This window comes from uncultured Thiodictyon sp., from assembly GCF_903946935.1.
Lineage (GTDB): Bacteria > Pseudomonadota > Gammaproteobacteria > Chromatiales > Chromatiaceae > Thiodictyon.
In genome coordinates this window covers 32,198-56,040 of the sequence record NZ_CAJAXH010000015.1, presented here as the reverse complement: position 1 = coordinate 56,040, position 23,843 = coordinate 32,198, and the positions used below count along the sequence as shown (strand labels likewise).

At 66.2% G+C, this 23,843-nt stretch carries 23 protein-coding genes; 15 read left to right on the top strand and 8 right to left on the bottom strand.

Annotated elements, in window-relative coordinates:
• The first annotated feature begins 2 nt into the window (after positions 1-2).
• From QZX93_RS01645 to QZX93_RS01630, 4 genes are all read left to right on the top strand, one after another.
• Positions 3-812, top strand: coding sequence for an endonuclease/exonuclease/phosphatase family protein (locus QZX93_RS01645; RefSeq protein ID WP_295390095.1), 810 nt, complete (start codon positions 3-5; stop codon positions 810-812).
• Positions 813-827: 15 nt separating this feature from the next.
• Positions 828-1,247, top strand: coding sequence for a hypothetical protein (locus QZX93_RS01640; RefSeq protein ID WP_295390093.1), 420 nt, complete (start codon positions 828-830; stop codon positions 1,245-1,247).
• An 83-nt stretch (positions 1,248-1,330) separates the two neighbouring features.
• Positions 1,331-1,639, top strand: a complete 309-nt coding sequence (locus tag QZX93_RS01635) for a YkgJ family cysteine cluster protein (RefSeq protein WP_295390091.1) — start codon at positions 1,331-1,333, stop codon at positions 1,637-1,639.
• A 193-nt stretch (positions 1,640-1,832) separates the two neighbouring features.
• Positions 1,833-2,456: a V-type ATP synthase subunit D gene (locus QZX93_RS01630; protein ID WP_295390089.1), complete on the top strand. Its 624-nt coding sequence runs from the start codon at positions 1,833-1,835 to the stop codon at positions 2,454-2,456.
• A gap of 18 nt (positions 2,457-2,474) precedes the next feature.
• On the opposite strand, the gene QZX93_RS01625 is transcribed toward QZX93_RS01630, so the two are convergent.
• Positions 2,475-3,338, bottom strand: a complete 864-nt coding sequence (locus tag QZX93_RS01625; protein WP_295390087.1) for an SDR family oxidoreductase — start codon at positions 3,336-3,338, stop codon at positions 2,475-2,477.
• Positions 3,339-3,443: 105 nt separating this feature from the next.
• Here QZX93_RS01625 and QZX93_RS01620 point away from each other — a divergent pair, with 105 nt between their 5' ends.
• The gene (locus QZX93_RS01620; RefSeq protein ID WP_295390085.1) at positions 3,444-4,070 is read left to right on the top strand and encodes a hypothetical protein; all 627 of its coding nucleotides are present in this window, start codon (positions 3,444-3,446) and stop codon (positions 4,068-4,070) included.
• 4 nt (positions 4,071-4,074) lie between these two features.
• Here the strand turns inward: QZX93_RS01620 and QZX93_RS01615 are convergent, their stop codons facing one another.
• Positions 4,075-4,668: a methyltransferase gene (locus tag QZX93_RS01615; RefSeq protein ID WP_295390083.1), complete on the bottom strand. Its 594-nt coding sequence runs from the start codon at positions 4,666-4,668 to the stop codon at positions 4,075-4,077.
• Between the two features lie 81 nt (positions 4,669-4,749).
• On the opposite strand from QZX93_RS01615, the gene QZX93_RS01610 reads away from it, so the two are divergent.
• The 6 genes from QZX93_RS01610 (at position 4,750) to QZX93_RS01585 (ending at position 9,599) form a co-directional block, all read left to right on the top strand.
• Positions 4,750-5,925, top strand: coding sequence for a nickel-dependent hydrogenase large subunit (locus tag QZX93_RS01610; protein ID WP_295390081.1), 1,176 nt, complete (start codon positions 4,750-4,752; stop codon positions 5,923-5,925).
• Between the two features lie 11 nt (positions 5,926-5,936).
• Entirely contained in the window at positions 5,937-6,185 is a 249-nt protein-coding gene (locus tag QZX93_RS01605; RefSeq protein ID WP_295390079.1) for a HypC/HybG/HupF family hydrogenase formation chaperone, read from the top strand.
• A complete protein-coding gene (gene hypD, locus QZX93_RS01600; RefSeq protein WP_295390077.1) occupies positions 6,182-7,306 on the top strand; it encodes a hydrogenase formation protein HypD in 1,125 nt (374 codons plus the stop codon). Before QZX93_RS01605 ends, hypD begins: the two co-directional genes overlap by 4 nt.
• Positions 7,307-7,402: 96 nt before the next feature.
• Entirely contained in the window at positions 7,403-8,449 is a 1,047-nt protein-coding gene (gene hypE / locus QZX93_RS01595) for a hydrogenase expression/formation protein HypE (RefSeq protein ID WP_295390075.1), read from the top strand.
• A gap of 51 nt (positions 8,450-8,500) precedes the next feature.
• The gene (locus QZX93_RS01590; RefSeq protein ID WP_295390073.1) at positions 8,501-8,692 is read left to right on the top strand and encodes a hypothetical protein; all 192 of its coding nucleotides are present in this window, start codon (positions 8,501-8,503) and stop codon (positions 8,690-8,692) included.
• 154 nt (positions 8,693-8,846) lie between these two features.
• Positions 8,847-9,599, top strand: a complete 753-nt coding sequence (locus QZX93_RS01585) for a potassium channel family protein (RefSeq protein ID WP_295390071.1) — start codon at positions 8,847-8,849, stop codon at positions 9,597-9,599.
• A gap of 27 nt (positions 9,600-9,626) precedes the next feature.
• Here the strand turns inward: QZX93_RS01585 and QZX93_RS01580 are convergent, their stop codons facing one another.
• From QZX93_RS01580 to QZX93_RS01560, 5 genes are all read right to left on the bottom strand, one after another.
• Positions 9,627-11,000 (bottom strand): HlyD family efflux transporter periplasmic adaptor subunit, encoded by a 1,374-nt coding sequence (locus tag QZX93_RS01580; RefSeq protein WP_295390069.1) that lies wholly within the window; start codon positions 10,998-11,000, stop codon positions 9,627-9,629.
• A gap of 111 nt (positions 11,001-11,111) precedes the next feature.
• Complete coding sequence (locus QZX93_RS01575; RefSeq protein WP_295390067.1) at positions 11,112-13,499, bottom strand: ABC transporter permease; 2,388 nt, start codon at positions 13,497-13,499, stop codon at positions 11,112-11,114.
• Positions 13,496-14,206 carry an ABC transporter ATP-binding protein gene (locus QZX93_RS01570; RefSeq protein ID WP_295390065.1) on the bottom strand — a complete coding sequence of 237 codons (711 nt, stop codon included), beginning with the start codon at positions 14,204-14,206 and terminating at the stop codon, positions 13,496-13,498. The genes QZX93_RS01575 and QZX93_RS01570 overlap by 4 nt, the downstream gene beginning before the upstream one ends.
• A gap of 118 nt (positions 14,207-14,324) precedes the next feature.
• Complete coding sequence (locus QZX93_RS01565; protein ID WP_295390063.1) at positions 14,325-14,495, bottom strand: hypothetical protein; 171 nt, start codon at positions 14,493-14,495, stop codon at positions 14,325-14,327.
• Between the two features lie 151 nt (positions 14,496-14,646).
• On the bottom strand, positions 14,647-15,729 hold the full coding sequence (locus QZX93_RS01560; RefSeq protein ID WP_295390060.1) for an adenylate/guanylate cyclase domain-containing protein: 1,083 nt from the start codon (positions 15,727-15,729) through the stop codon (positions 14,647-14,649).
• 184 nt (positions 15,730-15,913) lie between these two features.
• Here QZX93_RS01560 and QZX93_RS01555 point away from each other — a divergent pair, with 184 nt between their 5' ends.
• Positions 15,914-16,489 (top strand): hypothetical protein, encoded by a 576-nt coding sequence (locus tag QZX93_RS01555; protein ID WP_295390059.1) that lies wholly within the window; start codon positions 15,914-15,916, stop codon positions 16,487-16,489.
• Positions 16,490-16,745: 256 nt separating this feature from the next.
• On the top strand, positions 16,746-17,096 hold the full coding sequence (locus QZX93_RS01550; RefSeq protein WP_295390057.1) for a hypothetical protein: 351 nt from the start codon (positions 16,746-16,748) through the stop codon (positions 17,094-17,096).
• Between the two features lie 183 nt (positions 17,097-17,279).
• Here QZX93_RS01550 and QZX93_RS01545 read toward each other — a convergent pair whose 3' ends face one another.
• Entirely contained in the window at positions 17,280-17,774 is a 495-nt protein-coding gene (locus tag QZX93_RS01545) for a hypothetical protein (protein ID WP_295390055.1), read from the bottom strand.
• 360 nt (positions 17,775-18,134) lie between these two features.
• Here QZX93_RS01545 and QZX93_RS01540 point away from each other — a divergent pair, with 360 nt between their 5' ends.
• Positions 18,135-20,714, top strand: coding sequence for a site-specific DNA-methyltransferase (locus QZX93_RS01540; protein WP_295390053.1), 2,580 nt, complete (start codon positions 18,135-18,137; stop codon positions 20,712-20,714).
• The gene (locus tag QZX93_RS01535) at positions 20,711-23,779 is read left to right on the top strand and encodes a DEAD/DEAH box helicase family protein (protein WP_295390051.1); all 3,069 of its coding nucleotides are present in this window, start codon (positions 20,711-20,713) and stop codon (positions 23,777-23,779) included. The genes QZX93_RS01540 and QZX93_RS01535 overlap by 4 nt, the downstream gene beginning before the upstream one ends.
• Positions 23,780-23,843: the final 64 nt, after the last annotated feature.

Here is a 23,843-nt window from a genome sequence, read left to right as displayed (position 1 = left end):
CCATGTTAAGAGTACTGTTTTGTAACATCAACGGCAAACCGCTGGCCGAACCGCTGCGGCAACTGTGCGATGAACATGAGGTCGACCTGCTGGTGCTCTCGGAATGTAGCATGCCGGCAGAAGTCTTGTTGCCAACACTCAACCGCGATAGTCATCGCACCTTCTGCGGTGTCTTCAGTTTGTGCGAGCGAATTTCGTTGTTCAGTCGCCTTCCGCCCGCGGCGATCATGCCGGTTTCGGATGATACGCCCTACTGCTCGATCCACGCCGTGGCTCCGCCATTCGGGAAAGAAATCCTGCTCGTGGCCGCGCACTATCCCAGCAAGTTGCATATGTCCGATTCAGATCAGTCACACCTGATGCCGCGCATCGCCATGCAGCTACAGGAAGCCGAAGCGCGCCGCGGCCATACCCGAACAGTCTTTGTCGGCGACCTCAACATGAACCCCTTTGAGACGGGAGTCTGCGGCTCCGAAGGGCTGCATGCAGTGATGTGCAAACGGATCGCAAAAAGGGAAATGCGTAAGGTTTACGGCAAAGAACGCAGGTATTTTTACAATCCGATGTGGAATTTTCTCGGCGACGAGACGCGCGGCCCGCCCGGGACATATTATTACGATTCGGGTCGGCCGACGAATTACTATTGGAATACCTTTGATCAAGTCCTGTACCGGCCCGCCTTGCTGGAGGACTATCGCGATCACGACGTCAGCACCATCACCGCTGTCAACGGCGCAAGCCTGTTACGCAATGGGCGACTGGCAAGAGAGTTCTCAGATCATCTGCCCATCACCTTTACCGTCAGAACCTAGACCGAGGCCAAGACAATGACCCAAGCAGTTACCCAAACGGTAACCCCTGACAACATGCGCTCCGTTGCGAATCTCTGGGGATCGCTCCCGGAGGTCTCACCGGTGCTTGCCCCTGTCGCGATCCTGCGGGAACAGGGGCAAATGCTGGCACAGGCGACGAAAGGCCTACTGTATGCGGAAGCTCGATTTCAGCCCGCCAGTTCCGGATTTGAGGTGGCGATGCGCATCGTCGCACCGAGCCTCAATAACTACACCTACGAAATCCTCCGAGTCGGACATGGCGTTGAACTTTACCCTGCCTGGGTAACCGCCGACGCCGAGCCGATCGAGTGCCACGACGAACGGGCATTTGAAGAGGCCGTGGCAAAGGTTCTCCAATCCGACCGCGTCCGCCGGGCGATTTCCGGACTATTGGCACAAATCCAAGCGAACTGATGAATATAGTCGTGACCCAGTGCGCACTATGCTCAATCCGGACTGAAAAATACGTAGAGTGGCAGCGTAGCGACCGCTAATCCATGTCCGAGACATCCGACGAACTCTTGTCTGCCGCGCCTCAGGCTCCCGTCACCTGTGCCACCTGCGCCGCCATCTGCTGCCGGCTGGAGGTCCTGTGTATCACCGAAACCGGCGTCCCGCGCCGCTTCACCCGCTCGAATCCCGGGGGTGTCGCGTCGATGGACCGCCTGCCAGATGGCTGGTGCGCCGCGCTGGATCGCGACAGTCTGCGTTGCCGCATTTATGAACAGCGGCCCCTGATCTGCCGTGAATTCGATGAGGGCGGACCTGATTGTATCGAGGAGCGCACAAACTGGAGCGGCGGCTAATTGCTCGCTCGGGAAAGGTCTTTAGCCAGCACAGGGAGATCGCGTAGGTCGGGTTAGGCGCGCGGGGCACTGCGCCGATTGAATGAACTTAAGACTTGACGCGCGCCGTAACCCGACATGCGGCGCAGAAATGTCGGGTTAGGCTTCGCTAACCCGACCTACGCCTGACCACTAACCAGTTGCCGCTTCCCCCATGACCCAACCACTGATCAAGGTCCCGCCCACCAAGAACACCCTGCTCAAGCTCAAGAAGCAGGTCCTTTTCCTGGAGGACGGACACGACCTGCTGGAGCGCAAGCGGGAGCTACTCACCCGCCTGGTCTATGAGCGCATCGGCGAGTATCGAAGCCTGCGTGCCCTGGCACAGGAGGCGCTCGCGGAGGCCTATCGGTGCCTGAGCCTCACCCACCTGCGCATGGGCAACCGCAGTATCCGCCAGGCGGCACTGGGGGCGCAGCCGGCGCTCAAAGTGGACATCCTGCCCCGGCGCGCACTGGGCGTGGAATACCCCGCGGTGACGGCCGAGCGGCTGCCGCTCAAACCAGTGGGGCTGCTCGGCACCGACGCGAGCTTCGACACCAGCCGCGACAACCTGGCCAACGCCACGGTGCTGTTGGCCCGCTTGGCGGAGGTAGAGACCGCCCTGCACCGCCTGATGGAGGAACAGCGCAAGGCGCAGAAGCGGGTCAACGCACTCAAATACAACATCATCCCGCGCTACCGCCGGACCATCCACTTCATCCAGTCCGCGCTGGAGGAAGAAGAGCGCAACACCTTGTTCCAGGTGAAGCTCCTGCGGGAACGAACCAGCGCGTGAGGCCCCTCGGGCAGAGCTTCACAGGCAGGACGGCAAGCCGTCGGCGAGACTCGGGTAGCGCAGGATGAGCCCCAACTCCTCGCGCAGCTTGCGGTTACTGAGCCGGCGCGATTCGGTGAGATAGGACAGCATGGCCGCCGAGACCTGGCCCTGCGCCTGCGCCAGCGGGATCAGGGGCGGCCGTGGCAGACCGGCGGCGTCCGCGATGGCGAGGAAATAGTCGGTCATGCTGCTTGGGGAGTCGTCACAGGCGTTGTAGACCGCACCGGATTGGCCGCGCTCCATGGCGAGCATGCAGGCCGCGACCAGGTCATCGACATGGATACGGTTGCTGAAGGGCGAATCCTCCGCCCGCACCATGGGTACGCCCTGACGAATACGCTCCAGCGGCAGGCGCCCCGGGCCGTAGATCCCGGCCACCCGCAGGATCGCGAGTTCCCCCCCGCTCGCATCGCTCCAGCGCCGCAGGGTCTCTTCGGCGTCCCACCGCCGGTACGACCGATCGACCCCGGGCCGAGCGGGCCAAGACTCGTCCACCCAGGCCCCGCCGCAGTCCCCATAGACCCCGGTGGTGCTGATATACACAAGACGCTGCGGCTGGCCGGCGCGCGTGAAGGCCTCGACCAGCCGACGGGTTCGCGAGTCCTCGCGGCCCTGGTCCGGCGGGGGTGCCAGGTGGAAGACCAGCGCGCCATCGAGCGGCAGTGCGTCCAGGCCCTCACCCGCCAGATCGGCGCGCCGGGCCGCGATCCCGGCCGCGGCCAACCGCTCCACCCCGGCCTGGGTGCGGACCACGCCCAGGACCGACTGGCCCAACCCCAGGTATTGGCGCGCCAGCCGCGTGCCCACATATCCACAACCAACGATGATTATATCGCCCACCACATCCACTCCAGATCACGAACCGCCTTGCCTTTTATCGCCTTGAGCGGTCAAACTCGCCGCCCGACCGGGGTTCGCCCCACCCAGTGCATAAGGATCGACCCGATGCGTCCAGTCACAACCGGCATCGCCCTGATGGCCCTGCTCGTCGCCCTCTTGGGCGGCGGCTGCTCCTCCTCGCCCCCGATCGCCTCCTCTTGGAGCGACCCGGCAGCCCCCACCAAACCCTACCACAATCTCCTGGTCTTCGGCATTGCCGCAAACGCTCGGGTCCGCAGCGCCTATGAGGACAATTTTGTCGCCGCGTTGCGCAAGCAGGGGGTCAAGGCCAGCGCCGGTCACGGCCTGCTGCCCGTCGGCGGTCTGGGCGATGTCAAGGCGGTCAAAAAGGCGGTCGAACAGTCCGCGGCGGACGGGGTCATCCTCACCCATCTGGTCGGGGAGCGTGCCCAGACCGTCTATATCCCGGCTGGCAGCTATGTGAATCCCGACCTCTATGGCAGCCTTTACCCCTATTACCGCCGTGTCTATAACTATGTCACCGCACCCGGTTACTACGCCAACTTCCCGGTGTTGCAACTGGAGACCAACCTCTATGACGTCCCCCGCCAGAAACTGCGCTGGTCCACCCGCTCCGCAACCATGGACCCGGGCTCCGAGAAGACTACCATCAAAGAGGTCATCGAGTCAGTGACCGACGCCATGGCCAAGGCGGGCTATCTCCCCCATTAGCCGATCATGACATCCGCTGCGCCATCCCCACCGTGTAATGGGCGCCCTGCTTGAGCTTGTCGTAGTTGCCGAAGACCTCCTTGAGGTTGCGCTTCATGAACTCGCGCAGACCGTTGATGGTGACCACATAGAGCCGGCCGCCGGGGCGCAGCCGGTCGCGGGCATCGTGCAGCAGGATCGACAACAGCTCTTTGCCGACCTTGGCTGGGATGTTGCTCGCAATCAGGTCGAAGCGCCGCTCCGGCAGTATCCGATCGAAACCGTTACTGAGCAGCGCCCGCGCGTTGTCGAGCCGGTTGCGCCGGGCGTTGCGCTCGGCACAGTCTACCGCCACGAAGTCCTTGTCGACCATCAGGGTCTGGCCCTGGGGCGCCAGGGCCGCGAGCGCCAGCCCGATGGCGCCGTAACCGCACCCGAGGTCCAGACAGTCGGCGGCGGGCGCGACCTTGAGGTGCGCGAGCAGCAGGCGGGTGCCCTCGTCGATCTCGCGCGGGGAGAACAGCCCCCAGGTGGTCTCAATCGTGAGCGTGCGGCCGGCGAGTTCAGCCGCGAAGCGGATCGGCTCGCGCAGACGGTCCACTTGATCCTTGGTAAGCATGGGGAGGCAACCTGTGACAGAAGGCCCATTGATGGACCAGGGGGCGGTTATTCTAGCCCCTGGTTCGGGTACACTCACCCGATGACCAATCCCGCCGGCAAACTGCTCATCCAAGTCCACGCGGACGGGGTCGGCATCGCCTCGACCCGGCCGGTGCAGGCGGCCCGGTTGCTGGTGGGCCGCGGCACCGCGCAGACGCTGCATCTGCTGCCGGCCCTGTTCAGCATCTGTGCGTCCGCCCAGGCGACGGCTGGGGTGACGGCGATCGAACAGGCGCTAGCGCTGACCACCGATCCCGCGGTCGGGGCGCGGCGGCGGCAACTGGTGGCGGTGGAGACGGTGCGGGAGCACCTGTGGCGCATCCTGCTCGACTGGCCGCGCGCCTTGAGCGAGCCCCCGGACACCGCGGCGATGGCGGCGGCTATGGCCGCCGACGCCGCCTGGCGGGCCACCCTCACCGCGGGGGGCGACCTGCTCACCCCCGCGGCTCGCGCCACTGTCGGCGCCGCACCGACCACCGTTCCCGCGCGTCTGCAACTGGCTGAGCTGGGCGCCCGGTGGGTCTTCGGTCTGGCGCCGGACACCTGGCTGGGGCAGGTCGACGGCTTGGCCACCCTGGTGACCTGGGCCGAGCGCACCGAGACGGTGGCGGCGCGGCTGGTGCGCCGGGTCCTCGCCGCGGACTGGGCCGGGCTCGGGCGCTGCGCCGTCGACGCCCTGCCCGAGCTGCCCGCGCCGGACCTGGAGCGGCACCTGGCCGGCGCGGACCCGGCGGCGGACGCCTTCGTGGCCAGGCCCAACTGGGACGGCCAAGCGCGCGAGACCAGCGCATTCACCCGGCAGTTGGCCTGGCCACTGGTGCTGGACCTGACCGAACGCTTTGGCAATGGTCTGCTGCCGCGGCTCGCGGCCCAACTCACCGAGGTCGCCCGGGGGCTCGCCGCGACCGCTGGGGAGAGCGCCCCACCGGCATCCGCCCCCCTGCCCCCGGGCGTGGGGCTGGCCCAGGTCCAGGCCGCCCGCGGGCTCCTGGTCCATCGGGTGCGCCTCGCCGACGAGCAGATCGCCGAATACCGCATCCTGGCCCCGACCGAATGGAACTTTCACCCGCAGGGGGTGGTGGCGGCCGGTCTCAGTGGGCTCGTGCAACACGCCGCCCCGGCCGAACTGGAGCCCCTGGCGCGCCTGTTCATCACCGCCGTCGACCCCTGTGTCGACTTCGACCTGAATTTTTTTACAGACCGCTTAGACCGTTAGGATCAGCCACCATGTGTCTCGCCATTCCCGCCCGCATTACCGCCATCGACCCGACCGGGGAGACGGCCCGCATCGCCCTAGGGGGCGTGACCAGGGACTGCTCGCTGGCCCTGATCGACGACGCCGCCGTGGGCGACTATGTCCTGGTCCATGTCGGCTATGCCTTGAATCGCATCGGCGAGGAGGAGGCGCAGGAGACCCTCGCCCTGATGCGGGAGGCCGGGGTGCCGGTGGACGCCGCCCACGAGGACGCGGCGTGAAATATATCGACGAGTTCCGCGACCAACAGCTGGCGCGCGGCCTGGCGGCGGCGATCCGGGCGGCGGCACGCCCCGACCGCCAGTATCGGCTGATGGAGTTCTGCGGCGGCCACACCCATGCCATCTTCCGCTATGGCATCGCGGACCTGATGCCGGCGAATGTGCGCTTCATCCATGGCCCGGGCTGCCCGGTCTGTGTCCTGCCGATGGCGCGCATCGACCAGGCCATCGCGCTCGCCACCGAGCACCGGGTGACCCTCTGCACCTATGCCGACCTGATGCGCGTGCCCGCCGGGGAGCGCCGCAGCCTGCTCAAGGCCAAGGCCGCGGGGGCGGACATCCGCATGATCTACTCGACGGCGGACGCGTTGCGCATCGCCCGCGAGGACCCGCACCGGCAGGTCGTCTTCTTCGCCATCGGCTTCGAGACCACCACCCCCCCGACCGCGGTGGCGGCGCAGGTGGCCCGCGCCGAGGGACTCAAGAATTTCTCGATCTTCTGCAACCATGTACTGACCCCGCCGGCGCTGCACACCATCCTCGCAACCGCGGGTCCGGACGGCGTCCAGCTCGACGGCATCCTGGGGCCGTCCCATGTGAGCTCGGTGATCGGCAGCGCACCCTATGCCTTCGTGCCGCATGAGTTCGGCACCCCCGTCGTCATCGCCGGTTTCGAGCCCTTAGACGTCATGCAGTCCACCCTGATGCTGATCCGCCAGCTCAATGAGGGGCGCTGCGAGGTGGAGAACCAGTACACCCGCGCCGTCACCGAGCAGGGCAATCGCAAGGCTCAGGCCCTGATGGCGCAGGTGTTCAGCCCGCGCGAGACCTTTGAATGGCGCGGCCTTGGGTTGCTCCCCCACAGCGCACTGCGGCTTGCCGACAACTACGCGGACCTGGACGCGGAGCGGCGCTTTCCGGTCGAGATCGGTACGGTGCGCGAGGTCAAGGGGTGCGAATGCCCGGCGATCCTGCGCGGGGTCAAGGAACCCACCGACTGCCGGCTCTTCGGCACCGTCTGCACGCCGGACAACCCGATGGGCTCGTGCATGGTCTCCTCCGAAGGCGCCTGCGCCGCCTATTGGAGCTACGGGCGCTTTCGGTCGCCGCGTGATCATTAAATAGACTCGTGACACCGCTCGGCGGTGTCACGCATCTAATCCGATTGGCGCTCCGCGCCCCCAGCCCCAGATCCACTACCGAGACCACGAGCCCCAATGACCACTAACCGCCGCTTTGCTATTCGACTGGACCTGGAGCACGGCACCGTCGATATGAGTCATGGCGCCGGCGGGCGCGCCATGGCCCAACTCATCGCCGAGGTCTTCTATGCCCACCTGGACAATGAACTGCTGCGCCAGGGCAATGACCAGGCCCTATTCACTCCGCCCCCGGGTCGTCTGGCGATGAGTACCGATGGGCATGTAATCTCACCGCTATTCTTCCCCGGCGGCGACATCGGCTGCCTGTCGGTCCACGGGACCATCAATGATGTGGCCATGGCCGGCGCCCGGCCGCTGTATCTGGCCGCCGGGTTCATCCTGGAGGAAGGCTATCCACTCAAGGACCTGGCACGCATCGTTGCCAGCATGGCGCAGGCCGCCAACGCGGCCGGGGTGCCGGTCGTCACCGGGGACACCAAGGTGGTGGAGCGCGGCAAGGGCGACGGGGTCTTCATCACCACCACGGGGGTCGGCGTGGTCCCGGCAGGCATCGCCATCGCCGGCGACCAGGCGCGCCCCGGGGACGCCATCCTGGTCAGCGGCACCCTGGGGGACCATGGGGTCGCGATCCTCTCGCGGCGGGAGAACCTGGGCTTCGACGTGGAAATTGAGTCAGATACCGCCGCCCTGCACGGCCTGGTGGCGGCCATGGTGACCGCGGTGCCGGACATCCACTGCCTGCGCGACCCCACCCGCGGCGGGCTGGCCACGACGCTCAACGAGCTGGCCCAGCAATCCCAGGTCGGGATGCGTATCCATGAGTCCGCCATCCCGGTGCGGCCGGAGGTGTCCGCGGCCTGCGAACTGCTGGGCCTCGACCCGCTTTACGTCGCCAACGAGGGCAAGCTGGTGGCCATCTGCCCGGGCGAGCGGGCGGCCGAACTGCTGGCCGTGATGCGCGCACACCCACTGGGGGCAGGGGCCAGCCTGATCGGCGAGGTGGTGGCAGACCCCCATCGCTTCGTGCAGATGGAGACCACCTTCGGCGGCAGCCGGATCGTCGACTGGCTGGCCGGCGAGCAGTTGCCGCGCATCTGCTGACCCTCAGGACCCTGGCAATAGTCTACCGAGGTGGCCGAGCGCAGCTTACCGTTGGTCGACAGCGTCGCCGACGTCCAGCCACACGCGCACGGATTCGGTTTCTGGGATGCCATGCTGGTGGCAGCCGCCAGGGCTGCCGGCGTCACGCGGCTACTGACCGAGGACATGCAAGACGGTCGCCGGGTTGGGGCCATGCGGCTGGAAAACCCGTTCAAGGCGGACTTCGCGCTCGGCCTGGATTGACACACCGTCACAGATCCACCGACAGTGCGCTCGGGTCCGCTGCCCACTGATCGTCAATCCGCCGCTGCCAGTCCTGCGGCAGCGGCGCCGCCCAAGTCGGCGAGGCGGCGGGCCCCGTCCGCGGGACCGCTGCGCCCCCGCCGCGAAAGATGGCATGGTGCGCGTTGAGCGCGGTACGCACCGATCACCATTCGCCGAGGTTCGTTTCATGAATTTAATCAGGCCGAACAACCCCTCACGGAACGGTCACTTCACCCTGTTGTTTGCCTACATGATGGCGGAATTTGCGATCATCCCCATCTTCGAAGACAGCATGATCCTGGGGGTGTTGAGCGATCTCGTCTACCTCTTGCTCATCTTCTACGTGGTGTATTCGATCAGACGCAACTGGCTCTTCGGGGTCAACGTGCTGCTGTTCATCATGACGATCACGAGCGACCTGGTGCTCATGTTCAACCCGGAAAGCCAGCTGGCGATGGTGATCCTGAATTTTATCACCTGCGCCTTTGTGATCTCGGTCATCGTCAGCATCGTCCCGTTCCTCCTGCAGAACGATTCCATTACCTTGGACGGTGTGCTGGGTGGGCTCTGCGCCTACATCCTCATCGGCGGGGCATTCAACACCCTGTATATCAACGTGGAGCTCCTGCAACCCGGTTCCTTCAACTTCGGGGTGCATGGCGAACACCCCAATCTGGTTCAGCTATACGACCTGCTGTTTTACTACAGCTTCATATCCCTCTTGACCATCGGCTTCGGAGATATCCTGCCCATGTCGCACACCGCCCAGGCGCTCACCGTTCTCGAAGGCGTGATCGGTCTGTTCTACGTTGTGTTCTTTATTTCGTTGCTTGTGGGCATGCATATCTCCGCCCGCCTGTCCCGTGGTGGACAGGCCGGACCTTAGCGTCAGGCGCTCCGGGCCCGTGCGGACTCAACCTCCGACTGGCACGGCGACGACCGGTGTCACCCTGGTCCCGGCCGTGAGGTCCTTCGGTGGCGAGACGATGACGAGATCCCCCCCCGACAGGCCCTTGACGACCTGCACTGCGTCCGGAGTGCTCAGGCCCACGGCGACCGGCTGTTCGACGGCCGTGCCGGCATCGACCCGGTAGACCCGCCAGCCGCCGTCGTCGCCGCGGAACAGGGCCAGACTCGGGATCATGAGGGCCTGGTCGGCGCTGTCGGTATAGACGCGCACCTGGACACGGTAGTCGGCACCGAGGCGTTCGCCGGCCTCCCGCACCCGTGCCAGCTCGCCGTCGTCGAAGGCGATGTCGACGCTGACCCGCTGCTGATCGACCCCCAGCGACGAGCGTTTGGTGAAGGCCTGCGGGTGGACGCGGATGACCTTGCCGGTGAGCGTCATGCCGGCGACGCCGCTGATATCCACCGCGTCGCCCTCGCGCACCCGGCCGGCGTCCTGGCTCAGGAGGTCGGCACGCACGTGCAGGGCCGCGAGGTCGCCGATGGTCAGGAGTTCCGTGCCCGCGGGCAGGACCTGGGTGTCGCGTACGGCCCGGGTCAGCACGATGCCGGCCGCCGGGGCGCGGATCTCGGCGCGGGCGCGCGCCCGCTCGGCCAGGGCCAGGCGGGCGGCGGCCGCCTCGCGCTGGCGCTGCAGCACGGCTGCCTCGAGCCCCTTCAGATCCAAGTAGTCGTGGATATATTTCGGGCCGAGCTGGAAGACCTGACCGATGGCGAGCACGATCTGATGGTCGAGCTTGCTGACGGCGAGGTCGACCGACGCCTGGGAACTGTTGGTCTGGGCGCGGCGCAGCTGCTCGTCGGAGATCGCACCGACCTTCTTGAGCTTCTGCTCGGCGCTCTTCCACCAGTCGCTGAAGCCGACATTGGCCTGGTGGGCGGCGATGACCTCTTCGGCGGCGGCGGCGAGCTTGGCAATGGTCGCGATCCAGCCCTCGGCCTCGTTTAACGCGGTGTTGGCGATGGCGTTGTCGCGCAGCACCGCCAGTTGCGCGTCGATCCGACCCAACTCGGCACGGGCCACGGCGACGGTGTCGTCGAGGTCCGCGGTCGCCAGCCGGGCCACCAGGTCGCCGGCGGCCACCGGGGTCCCGGGCTCCAGGTCGATGGTCTCGATGCGCCCGTCCTCGGGCATGCTCAGGCGCTGGGCCCCCGGCACATGGGTGCTCGCACGTTCCTCGACATAGGCGCGCAGGGTGCCTCGCTCGACCCGGGCCGCCGTGACCGGCGGTCCTGGCTGCAAGAACGCATAGGCGCCGAGGCCCCCGATCAGTGCGATCGGCAGTACGACGATGATCCAGTGTTTCTTCAGAGATGGCATGGCGCTGACCTCAGCAACACCCGTGGCCGCATGCCCGTGGCGCTGCGCTTGTAGTCTTTGTCGTAGTCGTAGTCGTAGTCGTAATCGCGGTCGTGGTCTTGCAAGAACGAGTCATTCTTTCATCGCCAGCGCCTCGCGCCAGTCCATCCGGTCGATCTGGCGCTGGACGATGTACTGGCAAATGAGCACGAAGGCGAGGGCGAGCCCGATGGACCAGGCCCAGCCCGTGGGCGTGATGACCGAGGGGATCATGTACAGGTCGTTCGTATACTGAGCGTTCATACCGACCAGCATCCACCAGCCGAGCGGCAGGCCGAGGGCGATGCCGGTCAGGTTCAGCAGCAGCGACTCGCGCAGCAGCATGGTCCCGACCTCGCGCGGGCGGTAACCGAGTACCCGGTAGGTGGCGAGCTCGCGGTGGCGTTCGATGAGGCCGATCAGCGCGGCGTTGAGGATGGCGCCGAAGAAGATCACGGCCCCGAACAGGATCATAGTGTAAGACATGCCGCCGAGCTTGACCACGAAGTTCTGCCACAGGTTCGCCCGCTCGCGGGCCAGATCGTCGCAGCTCTCGAGCGTCGGCATCCGTTTGATCTCGGCGAGAAAGGCGGCCCGTTCCGCCGGCGTCTGGGCGGTGCGCAGTTTTACCGCGGAGAGGGCATCGGTCTCGCCGACCAGGGCGTTCAGCCAGGCATAGTCGGCATAGACCGCCAGCCCGAACAGACTGTCCAGGAGGCCCGTGATCGGCACCAACCGCGGTTCGCGGGTGCCCTTGGTCGGGATCAGCCAGACCCGGTCGCCGAGGCCCACCCCGAGCTGCGCGGCGAGCCGGCGGGCCATCAGGAGGCCCTGGGCCGGCACCGCGGCGCGGGTGCCGTCGCCATCGCGCGGCACCGTCAGGGTCGCGTCCGCCCGCAGACCGACGACGACCCCCTTGTGGCTGTGGTTGGCGTTGACGAGAGTGCCGGCAACCGCGAATACCGGTTCGGCGCGCTGGACCCCAGGCAGGCGCCGGGCCTCGTCGAGCGCGCCGCCGTCGAGTTCGGTGCGGAAGTTCAGCGTGTATTCGGCGACCATGACCTGGTCGAACTGGAAGCCGACCATGTAGGCCAGCGATTCGACCAGGCCGAAGGTCGACACCAGGAGCGAGGTACCGACGGCGGCGGCGAAGATGCCCACCAATGACCGGCCGCGGTTGCGGAAGACGTTGCGCAGGGCCATCTGCCAGAAGAAGCCGAGGTGCCGCCAGAGGACCGGGAAGCGTTCCAGCACGATCTTGCCCCCGGCAGGCGGCGGCGGCGGGTGCATCGCCTCCGCGGGCGACAGCCGGGTCACCTGACGCACGCCGCGCAGGGTCCCGAGCACGGCGAAGCACAGGGCAATGGCGAGCGAGAGCAGGATCAACCCGAGATAGAACCGGTTGGGCAGCGACGGGAAGGCGAAGAGTCCGCGGTAGAACTCGGTCAGCCAGGCGGCGAGCCCCCAGCCGAGCAGACCGCCGAGCAGGCCCCCGACCAGCCCCACCAGGACCCCGACGGAGACGAAGTGGGTGCGCAGCGCACCATCGGCCCAGCCCAGCGCCTTCAGGGTGCCGACGATGACCGCCTGCTGGGCGGCCAGGCGCGTCATCAAGACATTGAGCACCAGCGCGGCCACGGTCAGGAAGATCAGCGGCATGGTCGTGGCCATCGTGGCCAGCCCGCCCAGTTCCGCGGTCAGGTTCAGGTTCGAGGACTGCAGGGCCAGCGGGGTCGTGGCGAAGACGCCGTAGGGGGCCAGGACCCGGTCGAGGCGCTCCATGACCGGCTCGGGGTCGGCCCGGGCGGCGGGCGTCAGGAGGCCGACGATGCTGTTGACCGCGCCGGCCATGTTCGTGGCGTTCTCGGCGAACTGGCGGCCGACGTAGAAGACGCCATAGTCGGCCGGCTCCGGGGCCAGGGCGCCGGGCGGGATCAGATCGGCGAACTCCGCCGAGATCGCGGTGCCGACGATCCGCAGGTGCCGCCGCTCCCCGGTGATCGTCAGCGCCAGGGTGTCGCCCGCGGCGAGCCCGCGGTGCCGGGCGAAGGCCTCCGAGACCAGGACCTCGTCGTCACGCCGGGGGTCCAGGGGTCGGCCGCTGCGCAGCACGATATCGTTGATGACCGCCGCCCCGCCCTCGTCGCTCCCCGGCAGGCTGAGCAGGAGGCCGGAGATCGGCTCCGGCACGTGCGCCAGATCGACGATGACCGGGGCGGCGATGCGCCCGCGCAACGCCGCGACACCCGCAATGTCCGCGACCTCCGCCAGCACGGTGCGCGGGGCCTTGTGGAGGTCGATCCAGAAGTCCGCGAGCCGGCACCGGGCGTAGTAGGCGTCGCGGGCCGCCATCAGGTTGTTGCTGGTCGCCTGAAAGCCCACCAGCGCGCCGATGCCGAGCGCGACCACGGCGACCACCGCGGTCAGCATGCCGCGGGCGGCGACGAGATCACGCCGCAGCTTGCGCCCGAGTACGCTCACCAGGAGATGTCCTCGGCACCCAGGCGCTTGGCGTTGCGGCTGGCGTGGATACCGTCCAGTTCCAGCCGCAGCACGGCATGGGCGAGCCCGGCCACCGGCGCCGCGTGGGTGACGATGACGATGGTGGCGCCGGTCTGCTCGTTGATGCGCAGCAAGAGGTCGAGCACATGACGACCGGTCGTCGCATCGAGCGCCCCGGTCGGTTCGTCACAGAACACCACCAGGGGGCGTTTGGCCAGCGCGCGGGCGATGGCGACCCGCTGCTGCTGGCCGCCGGAGAGTTGCGCCGGGAAATGGTCGCGCCGATCGGAGAGGTCGACCAGGGCCAGGGCCTCGGCCGGGTCCATGGGGCGGTCGGCGATCTCGGTGGCGGTCTGGACGTTTTCCAGCGCGGTCAGCGTCGGCACCAGGTTGTAGAACTGGAACACAAAGCCGACGTTGCGACGCCGGTGCTCGGTGAGCCTGCGGTCGTCGAATCCGGCGAGATTTTCGCCGCCGCACCAGATCTCGCCGGTGGTCGGCCGGTCGATGCCGCCGATGATATTGAGCAGCGTTGTCTTACCGGCGCCCGAGGCGCCGAGGATCACCGTCACCTCGCCGGGCATGATCTCCAGGTCGATACCGCGCAGCACGGGCGTTTCAACCTCGCCAGTATGGTAGGTCTTGTGGATTCCGACACAGCGAATCGCGGGCTCGGTGGTGGACATGGACGGCTCCAAAATCTAACCTAACCGAGTATAGGTGGCCGCGGCCTCCGCGGGTAGCCGGATCATCCAGTCGATGACCCGAAACAGCTCCAGGACCGTGCCGCGGTCGTAGCCGCGATCATAACATCAGCCGGATCAACCGCAGGAAGCTATGCCCGCGCGTCCAGTCGATCTCGGCATGGATGTGCGGGAACAAGAGCGCCAGGAAGTCGGGGAAATAGCGCTCCAGCGCCTCCTTCCAGGGGCTGTCGCGGTCGCTGGATGCTGCGGCCTGGTTGCGGTCGGTCATCGGCGGCTCGGGGTCTTGGTTGGTGCCGACAGTAGCACCGACGGCAGCTCGGCCGAAGCGTCGAGGGCTCGCCCAAACGGCTCAAGATCGACGCCATCGAACCGGTCTCCGAGTACCCTCGACACAGCACCGCCGCCGCCTTGTCGGCGGTTCACCGCCCCCACAGCACCCGATCCACAAACCGTTTGACCTGCAAGCAGGCGGGGATGTCCACGCTGGTGAATTGCAGGCTGATCTCAAATCCGTCGGCGCCGGGTACCGCCCGCACCACCCGCGCATAGAGGTCGCCCATCCCCTCCTCCTGCAGGAACGGCGCAAAATTGGCGACCAACTCGGTGCCGGGCGCCAGCCGGGTCGGCAACGCGATCAGCAAACCGTGATAACCAAGGTCCAGCACCCGCCCGGCCAGCGGCTCAGGCAGGATGCATTTGCCGGCCACCCGCCTGAACACCAGCGGAAAATCCACTGGTACCCGCGGCGAGCGGCGCACCTCCACCTGGGGTACCACCAAACGCCGCGGATAGTTGACCGAGCGCAACTCATAGAGGAGCACGGGCTGGGACTTACCCTTGACCCGCACCTCATTGGTCCCGGCGATCTCAACGTGCTCGCGTGCCCCGGCGAGGCTGGTCTGACTGAGCAGCACCTGACCGCGGAGGCTGAAAGGCTCCATACGCGCCACCACGTTCACGGTATCGCCAATCACCGTGTACTCGCTGTATTGACGGGAGCCGAAGGTGCCGGCCATCATCTCCCCGGTGTTGACCGCGATCCCCACATAGAGCCGGGGCTCCCCGCGCGCCGCCGACTCACGATTGAATTCCACCATCGCCTGCTGCATCTCCACCGCGCAGGCCAGGGCGCGCAGCAGGTCATCGGGGCGGCGTTCGGGGGCGCCGAACAAGACCATCACGCAGTCGCCCATGAACTTATCGATGACGCCCCCATGACGTCCGACCACCGCCGTCATGGTCGAAAAGTAACGGTTCAGCAGGCCGATAACGATACGCACGGGCAGGGACTCCGTGATTGCGGTAAAGCCGCGAATGTCGGCGAGTACGATGGTCGCGTGGGTCCCGGCGATCGGCTGGGATTGCAGTAGAAATGAATCGATGAGGCCGTCGAGCCGACGGCGCAGTGCGCCGCGCTGGGCCCCGGCCCCGCCGTGCCCGCCGGCCTCGGCGACGACACGCTCGATCTCGCAGAGGAAGCGTTCGCGGTTTTGGTGTTGCATCTGGTGTTCGATCGTCGCTGGCCGTCGGGACTGGCAGCATGCCACATCGACCGCCGCCGCCGTCGCCGCAATTGGCCCTTCGCGCGTCGCAAAAACGGCCTACACTCTCGCCCTAAGCGGGGTGGCCGGGACCACGTGCAAGCCATCCAGGACCAACCAAGAACCAACCACACCGAGGCACATCATGGCTCATCAGCCGGTTACTCACGACAGCACGCGGTGGCGTGCGCGGCGCGCCCGCGCGCCCCTGTCTGCGCTGTACGCTTTACTCATCCTGGGCGCCGGCCTGGTCGGCGCCGCCGAGAACCGGATCGAACTGCGCGACGGCAGCGTCATCACCGGCGAGTTGATCGGGGTCGGGAATGGCGGCTACCGCGTGCGCAGCACCGCCCTGGGTGAGATGACGATCCCCCAGTCGGAGGTGCTCGCCATCCGGCCGGCGAGCGCCGGCGCAGCGCCCAGCGCGACGGCAGCCACGCCCGCCACCGCGGCGCCCGCCTCCAGCGCTGGCTCCGGCACCAACCCGCAGGCCGCCGACCTCGCGGCCATCCAGCAGCAATTGTTGAGCAACCCGCAAACCATGGAGGCCGTCACCCGCCTGCAGAGCGACCCGGACGTCCAGGCGGCACTCGCCGACCCGGAGTTCACCCGCTTGATCATGTCCGGCAATGTGGAGGCACTGCGCAACAACCCACGCGCCCAGCGCCTGATGGAAAACCCGGCGATCAAGGCCATCGCCGGTCAGGCGATCGGGCAGTAGATTTCCCGCGCCAGAGATTAAGCGGCATCACAACGCTGATCCGCGCGCGTACGCCCGTCGCGGCCGGGGGACCGCGCCTACCCCTTGTAGGAGCGGCCCCCCGGCCGCGACGGGTTGCCCCCAGTGGTTAGGTGCATCGTATCTCCGGCATCCGGCGTTGGATGTCCCGCCCTTGATCGCCCCATCTCCGACACCCGTCGTTGTATGTCTGAGATAGCCCGTCCTATCTCCGGCACCCGGCGTTGGATGTCCCAACATGGATCGTCCTATCTCCGGCACCCGTCGTTGCATGTCTGAGATAGCCCGTCCTATCTCCGGCACCCGGCGTTGGATGTCCCAACATGGATCGTCCTATCTCCGGCAGTCGCTGCCCGATGTCCGGCATCCATCGCTGTCCGTTGAATCATCGATCGTCCTATCTCCGACATCCATCGTTGTATCTCAAACATGGATCGTCCTCTCTCCAGCATCCGGCATTGTCCGTCCGATCATGGATTGCCCTATCTCCGGCATCCATCGTCGCATCTCGAACCTGGATCGTCCTATCTCCAGCATCCATCGTTGTATGCGCAACATGGATCGCCCGATCACCAACATCCATCCTTGATACCTCGTCATGGATCGCTCTATCTGGCGAAACCATCGGTCGATCTCCGGGGTGGATGGTCCCCGGGCAGGCATCAAGGGCTTAGGGCTGGGGCTGGACCTTGCAGTGACGCGCACCGCGCCTGCCTATGCTGGCCCGGCGCGTCATGCCGCGCCGGGCACTGTCACCATCCGGCCGCCGCCGTCAGGCGGGAAGGACTGGAGATTCCACCGCGGCGAGAGGGGCTGCCTTCTTGCCCTTGTGGACGAAGCGGCGGCCAAGATCGTTCAGGCTATCTTCCAAGGCACCAGTGGTCTCATTGTGGATCTTGGTGTACTGATAGACCGCCAGCGCGGCGGCGAAGGCATCGCTGCCGGCGGCGAAATAGGTGTCCTGCAGCTTGCCATACAGGACTTCGACGCCAGACAACAATGGATACAGTTGCTCGACCAGGTCCGCGTCGCAGCGGAACTGCGCCAGATTGAAGCTGGCCGGGAGCATCTCCGGATGCCCCTCCGCGATGGCTAGCGCCTTGGCGACGAAGGACCGGTTTTTTTCTCCGAACTTGACGCTTTCAGCGCGTTCTTTCGGGCTGAGGTCGATGAGGAGGGGTAACGCCTCGGTCAGGCGGCTCAAGGCAACCCTGGCCTGATCGCGTTGCTCATCCGTCAAGATGGCATCGATACGATTCAAGGACATGATGGCATTCCTCCGTTTCATGTGCGACCCAAAAATACTGCGGTCGCACTAAGCATTGTAGCTCGCCTAGCCGAGACTGAAAGGCCACAGAATAATTTTTTGCAATTCTCTTGATAGCGTCTTAATGGGTCCGGCCGCCGGCCGAGCCATAGGCACAAACAATCGCGCCCGCCGGAGGGCAGCGCATCGTTGATAGGCATGGTCCTGGCCAGCCCCGCGACGTTCACGGTAAGCCTCGATCTCCAGTGCGAAGCATCTGGGCGGCAGTGGTGATGCGCCCCGGGTCGGCGTCCAGCACGCCGCCGCGGCCGCCGGTCGGTTACCATCTGCGGCTAGATAACGCTGAGGACTAGGGCCGCCATGCAGATTTGGGACACATTACTGGGCTCGGCCACCGAGACCGACCTGCTACGCCTGGGTGAGGCGCTGGCGATCGGCCCGGTGCCGCGCACGGCCATGGGGGTACTCCAGGCGCTGTTGAGCGCTCCGGGGCGGCCGGGCCTGACGCAGGTGCTGGACCAGTTAGGCGAGGACTCCCTACGGCTCGCCTGCACCCGCCTCGGGTTGCCGGCGGCGGCCGGTGGTGAGCAGACACAAGCGCAGGCACGCGCCGCATTGCTGGCGGCGGCGGGCCAGGGCAGCGGCGGCGACTGGCTCCAATGCGAGGTGCCGCGGCGCCGGCCGCGTCTCGCCTGGCAGGGGATGCAGGCACGCCCGGCGATCACCGGGGTGCCAACCCAGGTGCTGGAGGTGGTGAGCCCGGGGCTTGCCAGTCGTCGCGATGAGCGCCAGGGCGAGTTGGAAGGGTTGGGCGCCGCCAAGGCCCGCGCCGATAGCCGCGCCCCGGTCAACCGGCTGATCTGGACCAATGACAACCTGGTGGCGCTCAAGACCCTGTTGGAGGAGCGGGACCCCCTGACCCGTGACTGGCGTTACCGCGGCAAGGTCGACCTGATCTATATCGACCCGCCCTTCATGGTCAACAGCGACTTTGTGGCGGACAACTCCATCAGCATCGACGTAGATGGTGAGGCCGGCGTCGCGGCGGTCAAGGAACCGTCGCTGGTTGAAATACTCGCCTATAAGGACACCTGGCGCGAAGGGCTCGACAGCTTTCTGTCGATGATCCGGGCGCGGCTTCAGCTCTTGAAGGAACTGCTGGCACCGAGCGGGAGCATCTATGTACACTTGGATTGGCATGCGGCACACTACGTCAAGGTGCTGATGGATGAAATTTTCGGGTACGAAAATTTCATTAATGAAGTGATTTGGCAACGGCAAACCTCCCATGGAGACGCTGGTCAAGGTGCCGCCCATTTCGGCAGGATTCACGACGTCATCTTGATCTATGGCATCACCGAGAGTCGCTATGCGAATCAAATCTATTCTGCCTACTCCGGAGACTATATACGCAGTCATTACTCATTAATAGACGAGACTGGCCGCCGCTATCAGCTTGGCGATCTGAACGCACCCGGCGGTTCTTCGGCTGCCAAGGGAAATCCTTACTATGAAGTCTTTGGTCACAAGAAATACTGGAGGTTTTCGGAAGAAAGGATGCACCGTCTGATCGCCGAGGGACGTGTCGTACAACCGAGTCCGGGCGCTACCCCACGCTATAAGCGTTTTCTGGATGAAATGACCGGCGTACCGACGCAGGATATCTGGACCGATGTTAATACGATCAATAGCCAAGCGACGGAGTCGCTTGGCTATCCCACCCAAAAACCGGTCGCCCTCCTTGAGCGCATTATCTCCGCCTCCTGCCCCCCGGGCGGCCTGGTCCTCGACTGCTTCATGGGTTCCGGCACCACCGCGGAGGCGGCCGAACGCCTGGGGCGGCGTTGGATCGGTATCGACAACGGCAAGTATGCCGTCCACCTGGCCCGCAAGCGGCTGATCCAACTCCAGGGCCAACCCCGCCCGCCGGCCAAGGAACAGCACGACTATGTCGAATGCGACCACTGCGGCAACATCGAACGCAAGCCGAAGAAGCAGCGCAGCCCGGGCACCTATGCGGTGCGACCCTTCTCGGTGGAGTCGATGGGGGTCTATCTGCGCGCCGAGGCCTGGCTGACCGCCGCCGGTGAGCCCGCCGCCTGGCGCCCGGAGATGATCCGGGTCTTCGGCGGTGAGCCGGTCTCCGGCTTCGCGCTGCTGCATGGGCGTGACCACCGGGGCTGGATTCATGTGGGGCCGCTGGATGCCCCGGTGCCGATGCGTCAGGCCTGGGGCATTGCCCGCGAAGCGGCGCAGACCGATACCCACTTTGTCACCATCCTCTCGGCGGACCTCGATACCCTGCCGCACCCGGAGCGCGAGGACATCCGGGCGCAGACCGGTGTGCAGGTCACGCTGCGCATCATCCCCAACGCGGCCATCGAGCAGGTGGCCCTGCGATTGAAACGCGGGGCCGCCGCCGACGGGGCCATCGAGTCGATGGCGGTGCCGGCCTTCTATACCCCGCTCGCCATCGGCCTCACCGCCCAGGTGGATGGCCCGCTGGTGAAGCTCTGCCTGGAGCGCTGCGAGGTAGACGTGCAGAGCTTCCTGCTGAGTCAGCAGCCGGCGTTGAAGCCCGTAACCGACAGCCTCGCGCCCGCCCAGCGCAAGAAGGCCGTGGCCGAACAGGCACGCTGGCAGGCGCGCCGGGCGGTGCTGTTGGAATGGCTGGAGCGAGCCAATACCTGGCAGCAGTTCGTCGACTTCTGGGCGATCGACTGGGATTATGCGGACCATATCGGCCCGGACGGGCGGCCGGTGTTCGATACCGATTGGCAGAGCTTCCGCATCCGTCGCGGCAAGGGCCGGGTCGATCCGCTGGTGCTGACGGCCGAGTGCCGCTATGCCCAGCCCGGCCGTTACCAGATCGCCGCCCGGGTGACGGATGTCTTCGGCAACGACGGAATCAGCCTGGTGGACGTGGAGGTGGGCCAATGACGGCGGAGCAACCAGCACTGATTGCGCGCATCGGCGCCCGGGTCGATGCCTGGCGCGGCTTTGCCTTGGGCCGCGCCGGCGAGGCCTGGACCCAGCCGGGCGCCTATGTACCGGTGGGCGACGACGAACAGCCGGTGTCCGAGACCACGCTGATCCTGTTGCAGCATTGGTTCCGCGCCCTGCCCCATGAACTGCCGACCCTCGCCCGCGACGGTTCAGAGGGCGGACTGACCCGCTTCCGCTACTGGCCGCACCAGCGCCGCTGTGTGGAGACCCTGATCTATCTGCATGAGGTCCTGGGCGTCCGCAACGTCGACGGGCTCTATGACCGGTTCGGGGAACAGCGGGGCTTCACCGGCGTGGACCCTTGGCCAAAGCTCGGCGGCCAACTCGCCACCGGCTCGGGCAAGACCAAGATCATGAGCCTGCTGATCGCTTGGTCGACGCTCAACGCACTGCGGGAGGGAACAGAACATCTGGATCTCGGTCCGCAGGTGCTGGTGATCGCCCCCGGGCTCTTTGTGAAAGAGCGGTTGCTATTCGACTTTTTTCCCCAGGACAGACCCAGCGTGTTCCGCGCCGATCCGGTGATCCCGCCCATCCTGGAGCCGGATTGGCACTTGCCGGTCTATGGTCCGGAGACGGTGCCGCAGCGCCTGGACCCCACCGAGCCGGCCCTGATCGTGACCAATATCCATCAACTGCTGCGGGTGGATGAACCGCCGCCGCCCTGGCCAGGCCCCCAGTCGTCCGGCGGCCGGCAGATGCAATTGCTGTTCGAGACCCCGGAGCCCAAGCGACTGGAGTCCGAGTGCACCCCGCTCATCGCGCGGCTGCGCCGCGGCCCCGGGTTCCTGGTCATCAATGACGAGGCCCACCATGTGGGCGACGAGCCGGCCCATCAGCGCTTTGAGAAGACGGCGGCCAACAAGCGCGCGGTGGGGATGGGCAATGGGGAGGAGCCCGAATCCATGGCGTGGGTCCGTAGTCTGCGCACCCTGCATCAGCGCTGCGGCCTGGGGCTGCAAGTGGACCTCTCGGCGACCCTGTATGAGGAGGAAGGCGGGGCGACCAAGGCCAAATCCGTCAAGGCGCGGACGCCGCGACCTTTCCGCCACACCGTCATCGACTATCCGCTGCGCGAGGCCATCGCCGACGGCGTGGTCAAGCACCCGGTGCTGGAGCGGGTGAAGGTGACGGGTAAGGATGGGGCCGCGGGCGAGGTGGTGCTCGCCAATCAGCCCGACGCCTGGCTCAAGTACCAGCCACTGCTGCGCGCCGGGATCGGGCGCTGGCGGCGGGTGCGCGATCAACTCCGCTGCGAAGGCGATACGCGCAAGCCAATCCTGTTCCTGCTCTGCGCCGACCGCAACGAGGGGCAGGAGATCGCGAACTTCCTCACCTATGGGGAGGCGTCGCGGCAGGACCTGACCGGCACCCGTGCCGTCACCGGCTGGCTTGACCCACAGACGCAGGAGCGGCTCTTCGTGGAGCCGGATGCAGACGGCATCCCCCGCTCCACAGTGATTCAGATCCATATCGGCGCCAAGGAAGAAAAGAACGACGCGGACTGGCAGAAGGTGCGGGCCGCGGTCAACGCGGTGGACCACGACGAGATGCCCGACCCCGACCAGAACGCACTGGATGAGCGGGGCGAACGGCGGCGGCTGCCCAATCCATTCAATGTCGTCGTCAGCGTGATGATGCTCAAAGAAGGCTGGGACGTGCGCAACGTCAAGGTCATCGTCCCGCTGCGTTCCTGCGACAGCCGCACCTTGACCGAGCAGACCCTGGGCCGCGGGCTGCGGCGGATGCACCCCTCGGCGCTGGACGAGGACGGGGCGGTGACGGCGGCGAAGGAGGAACTGTATGTCATGCAGCATCCCTCATTCGACGCCATCATTGAGGAGATCAAGGACATCGTGGAGGTGCGCGATCCCGACAAGATCGTTCATGTGCCCGAATATGTACGGATCGAGCCACTGGAATCCGCCGAAGAGCGGGCGGCCCGCGATGTACGTTTCGTCTATTTCCTGGGCGAGCGGGAGCGGCTGGCGGACTGGCATGCGGGATTTCGGGTCGCGGACACACCAGCCACGCAGCGCCTGCCTTGGGTGGAAGACTTCCATGACCGGGAGGTGCAGACCTATCTGCGCGAGGCCATGCAGGCAGAGGATGCCGATGGCCAGCATTTCACCCTGTCCGCCGCGCCCTCTTTCAAGGACTATGACCAGGTCATCGAGGTCGCCTATGCCGTCCCGCTGTTGCGCGATATCCAGGCCGCCTTCATCCATATGAATGCGGTCAAGGCGGTAGTGAAGGAGGCGCTGGAACGGCGCACCTTCCGACTGCCACTGGGGCTGCCGCTGTCATTTGACCGGGCGATCGAGGCCGGTCCCGAGAGCGGGCGCATTGCGCTGTGCAACCTGTTGCGACCGGAGGTCATCGCGCGGGTGCGTGATACCCTGCGCGCACCCTTGCGCGAGGCGATTGCCGGGCGGCTGACCGAGCGGGTGGCGGAGCTGCGCGAGGTGCGAGGCGCGGACCTCAAGGCCTATCCGGCGCGCAAGCAGCATGAATTGGAACACACGCAGAAGAGCGTTTTTCGCAATGGTGCCTTCGACAGCGCGGACGAGTTGCGCTTCGCCGTCCTGGCGGAACGCTGTCCGGACTTGATCGGGTGGCTCTATAACCACCGTCAGGGGGTGGGTCTGCGCATCGAATACGACTGGCAGGGCCAACTGTCCCATTACTACCCGGACTTCGTGTTGCGGGTGCGCTGGGCCGGGCATTTCCATAACCTGATCGTCGAGGTAAAGGGCCGCCTGGATGAGCGCGACGCGGCCAAGGCCAGGGCCGGGCAGCGCTATGCCGCACTACTCGCCAGCCACGATGCGGAGCCCTGGCACTATCTGCTGGTGCAGGAGGATGCGAAGGTGGGGCGGGCGCACCTATCCTGGTTCGATCAATTGACCGAGCCGAGCATAGCGTCGCTGAAGGACTATATCGAAGGGGAACTCTGGTCGACGGGGAATATGCCGGCCGTGCCGACCACGTTGCAATGATGGTCGCGCGTTGAGTCCAGCTCCGACGACGGCCAGCGGTCCTGCATGCTCGGGACCTTAATCA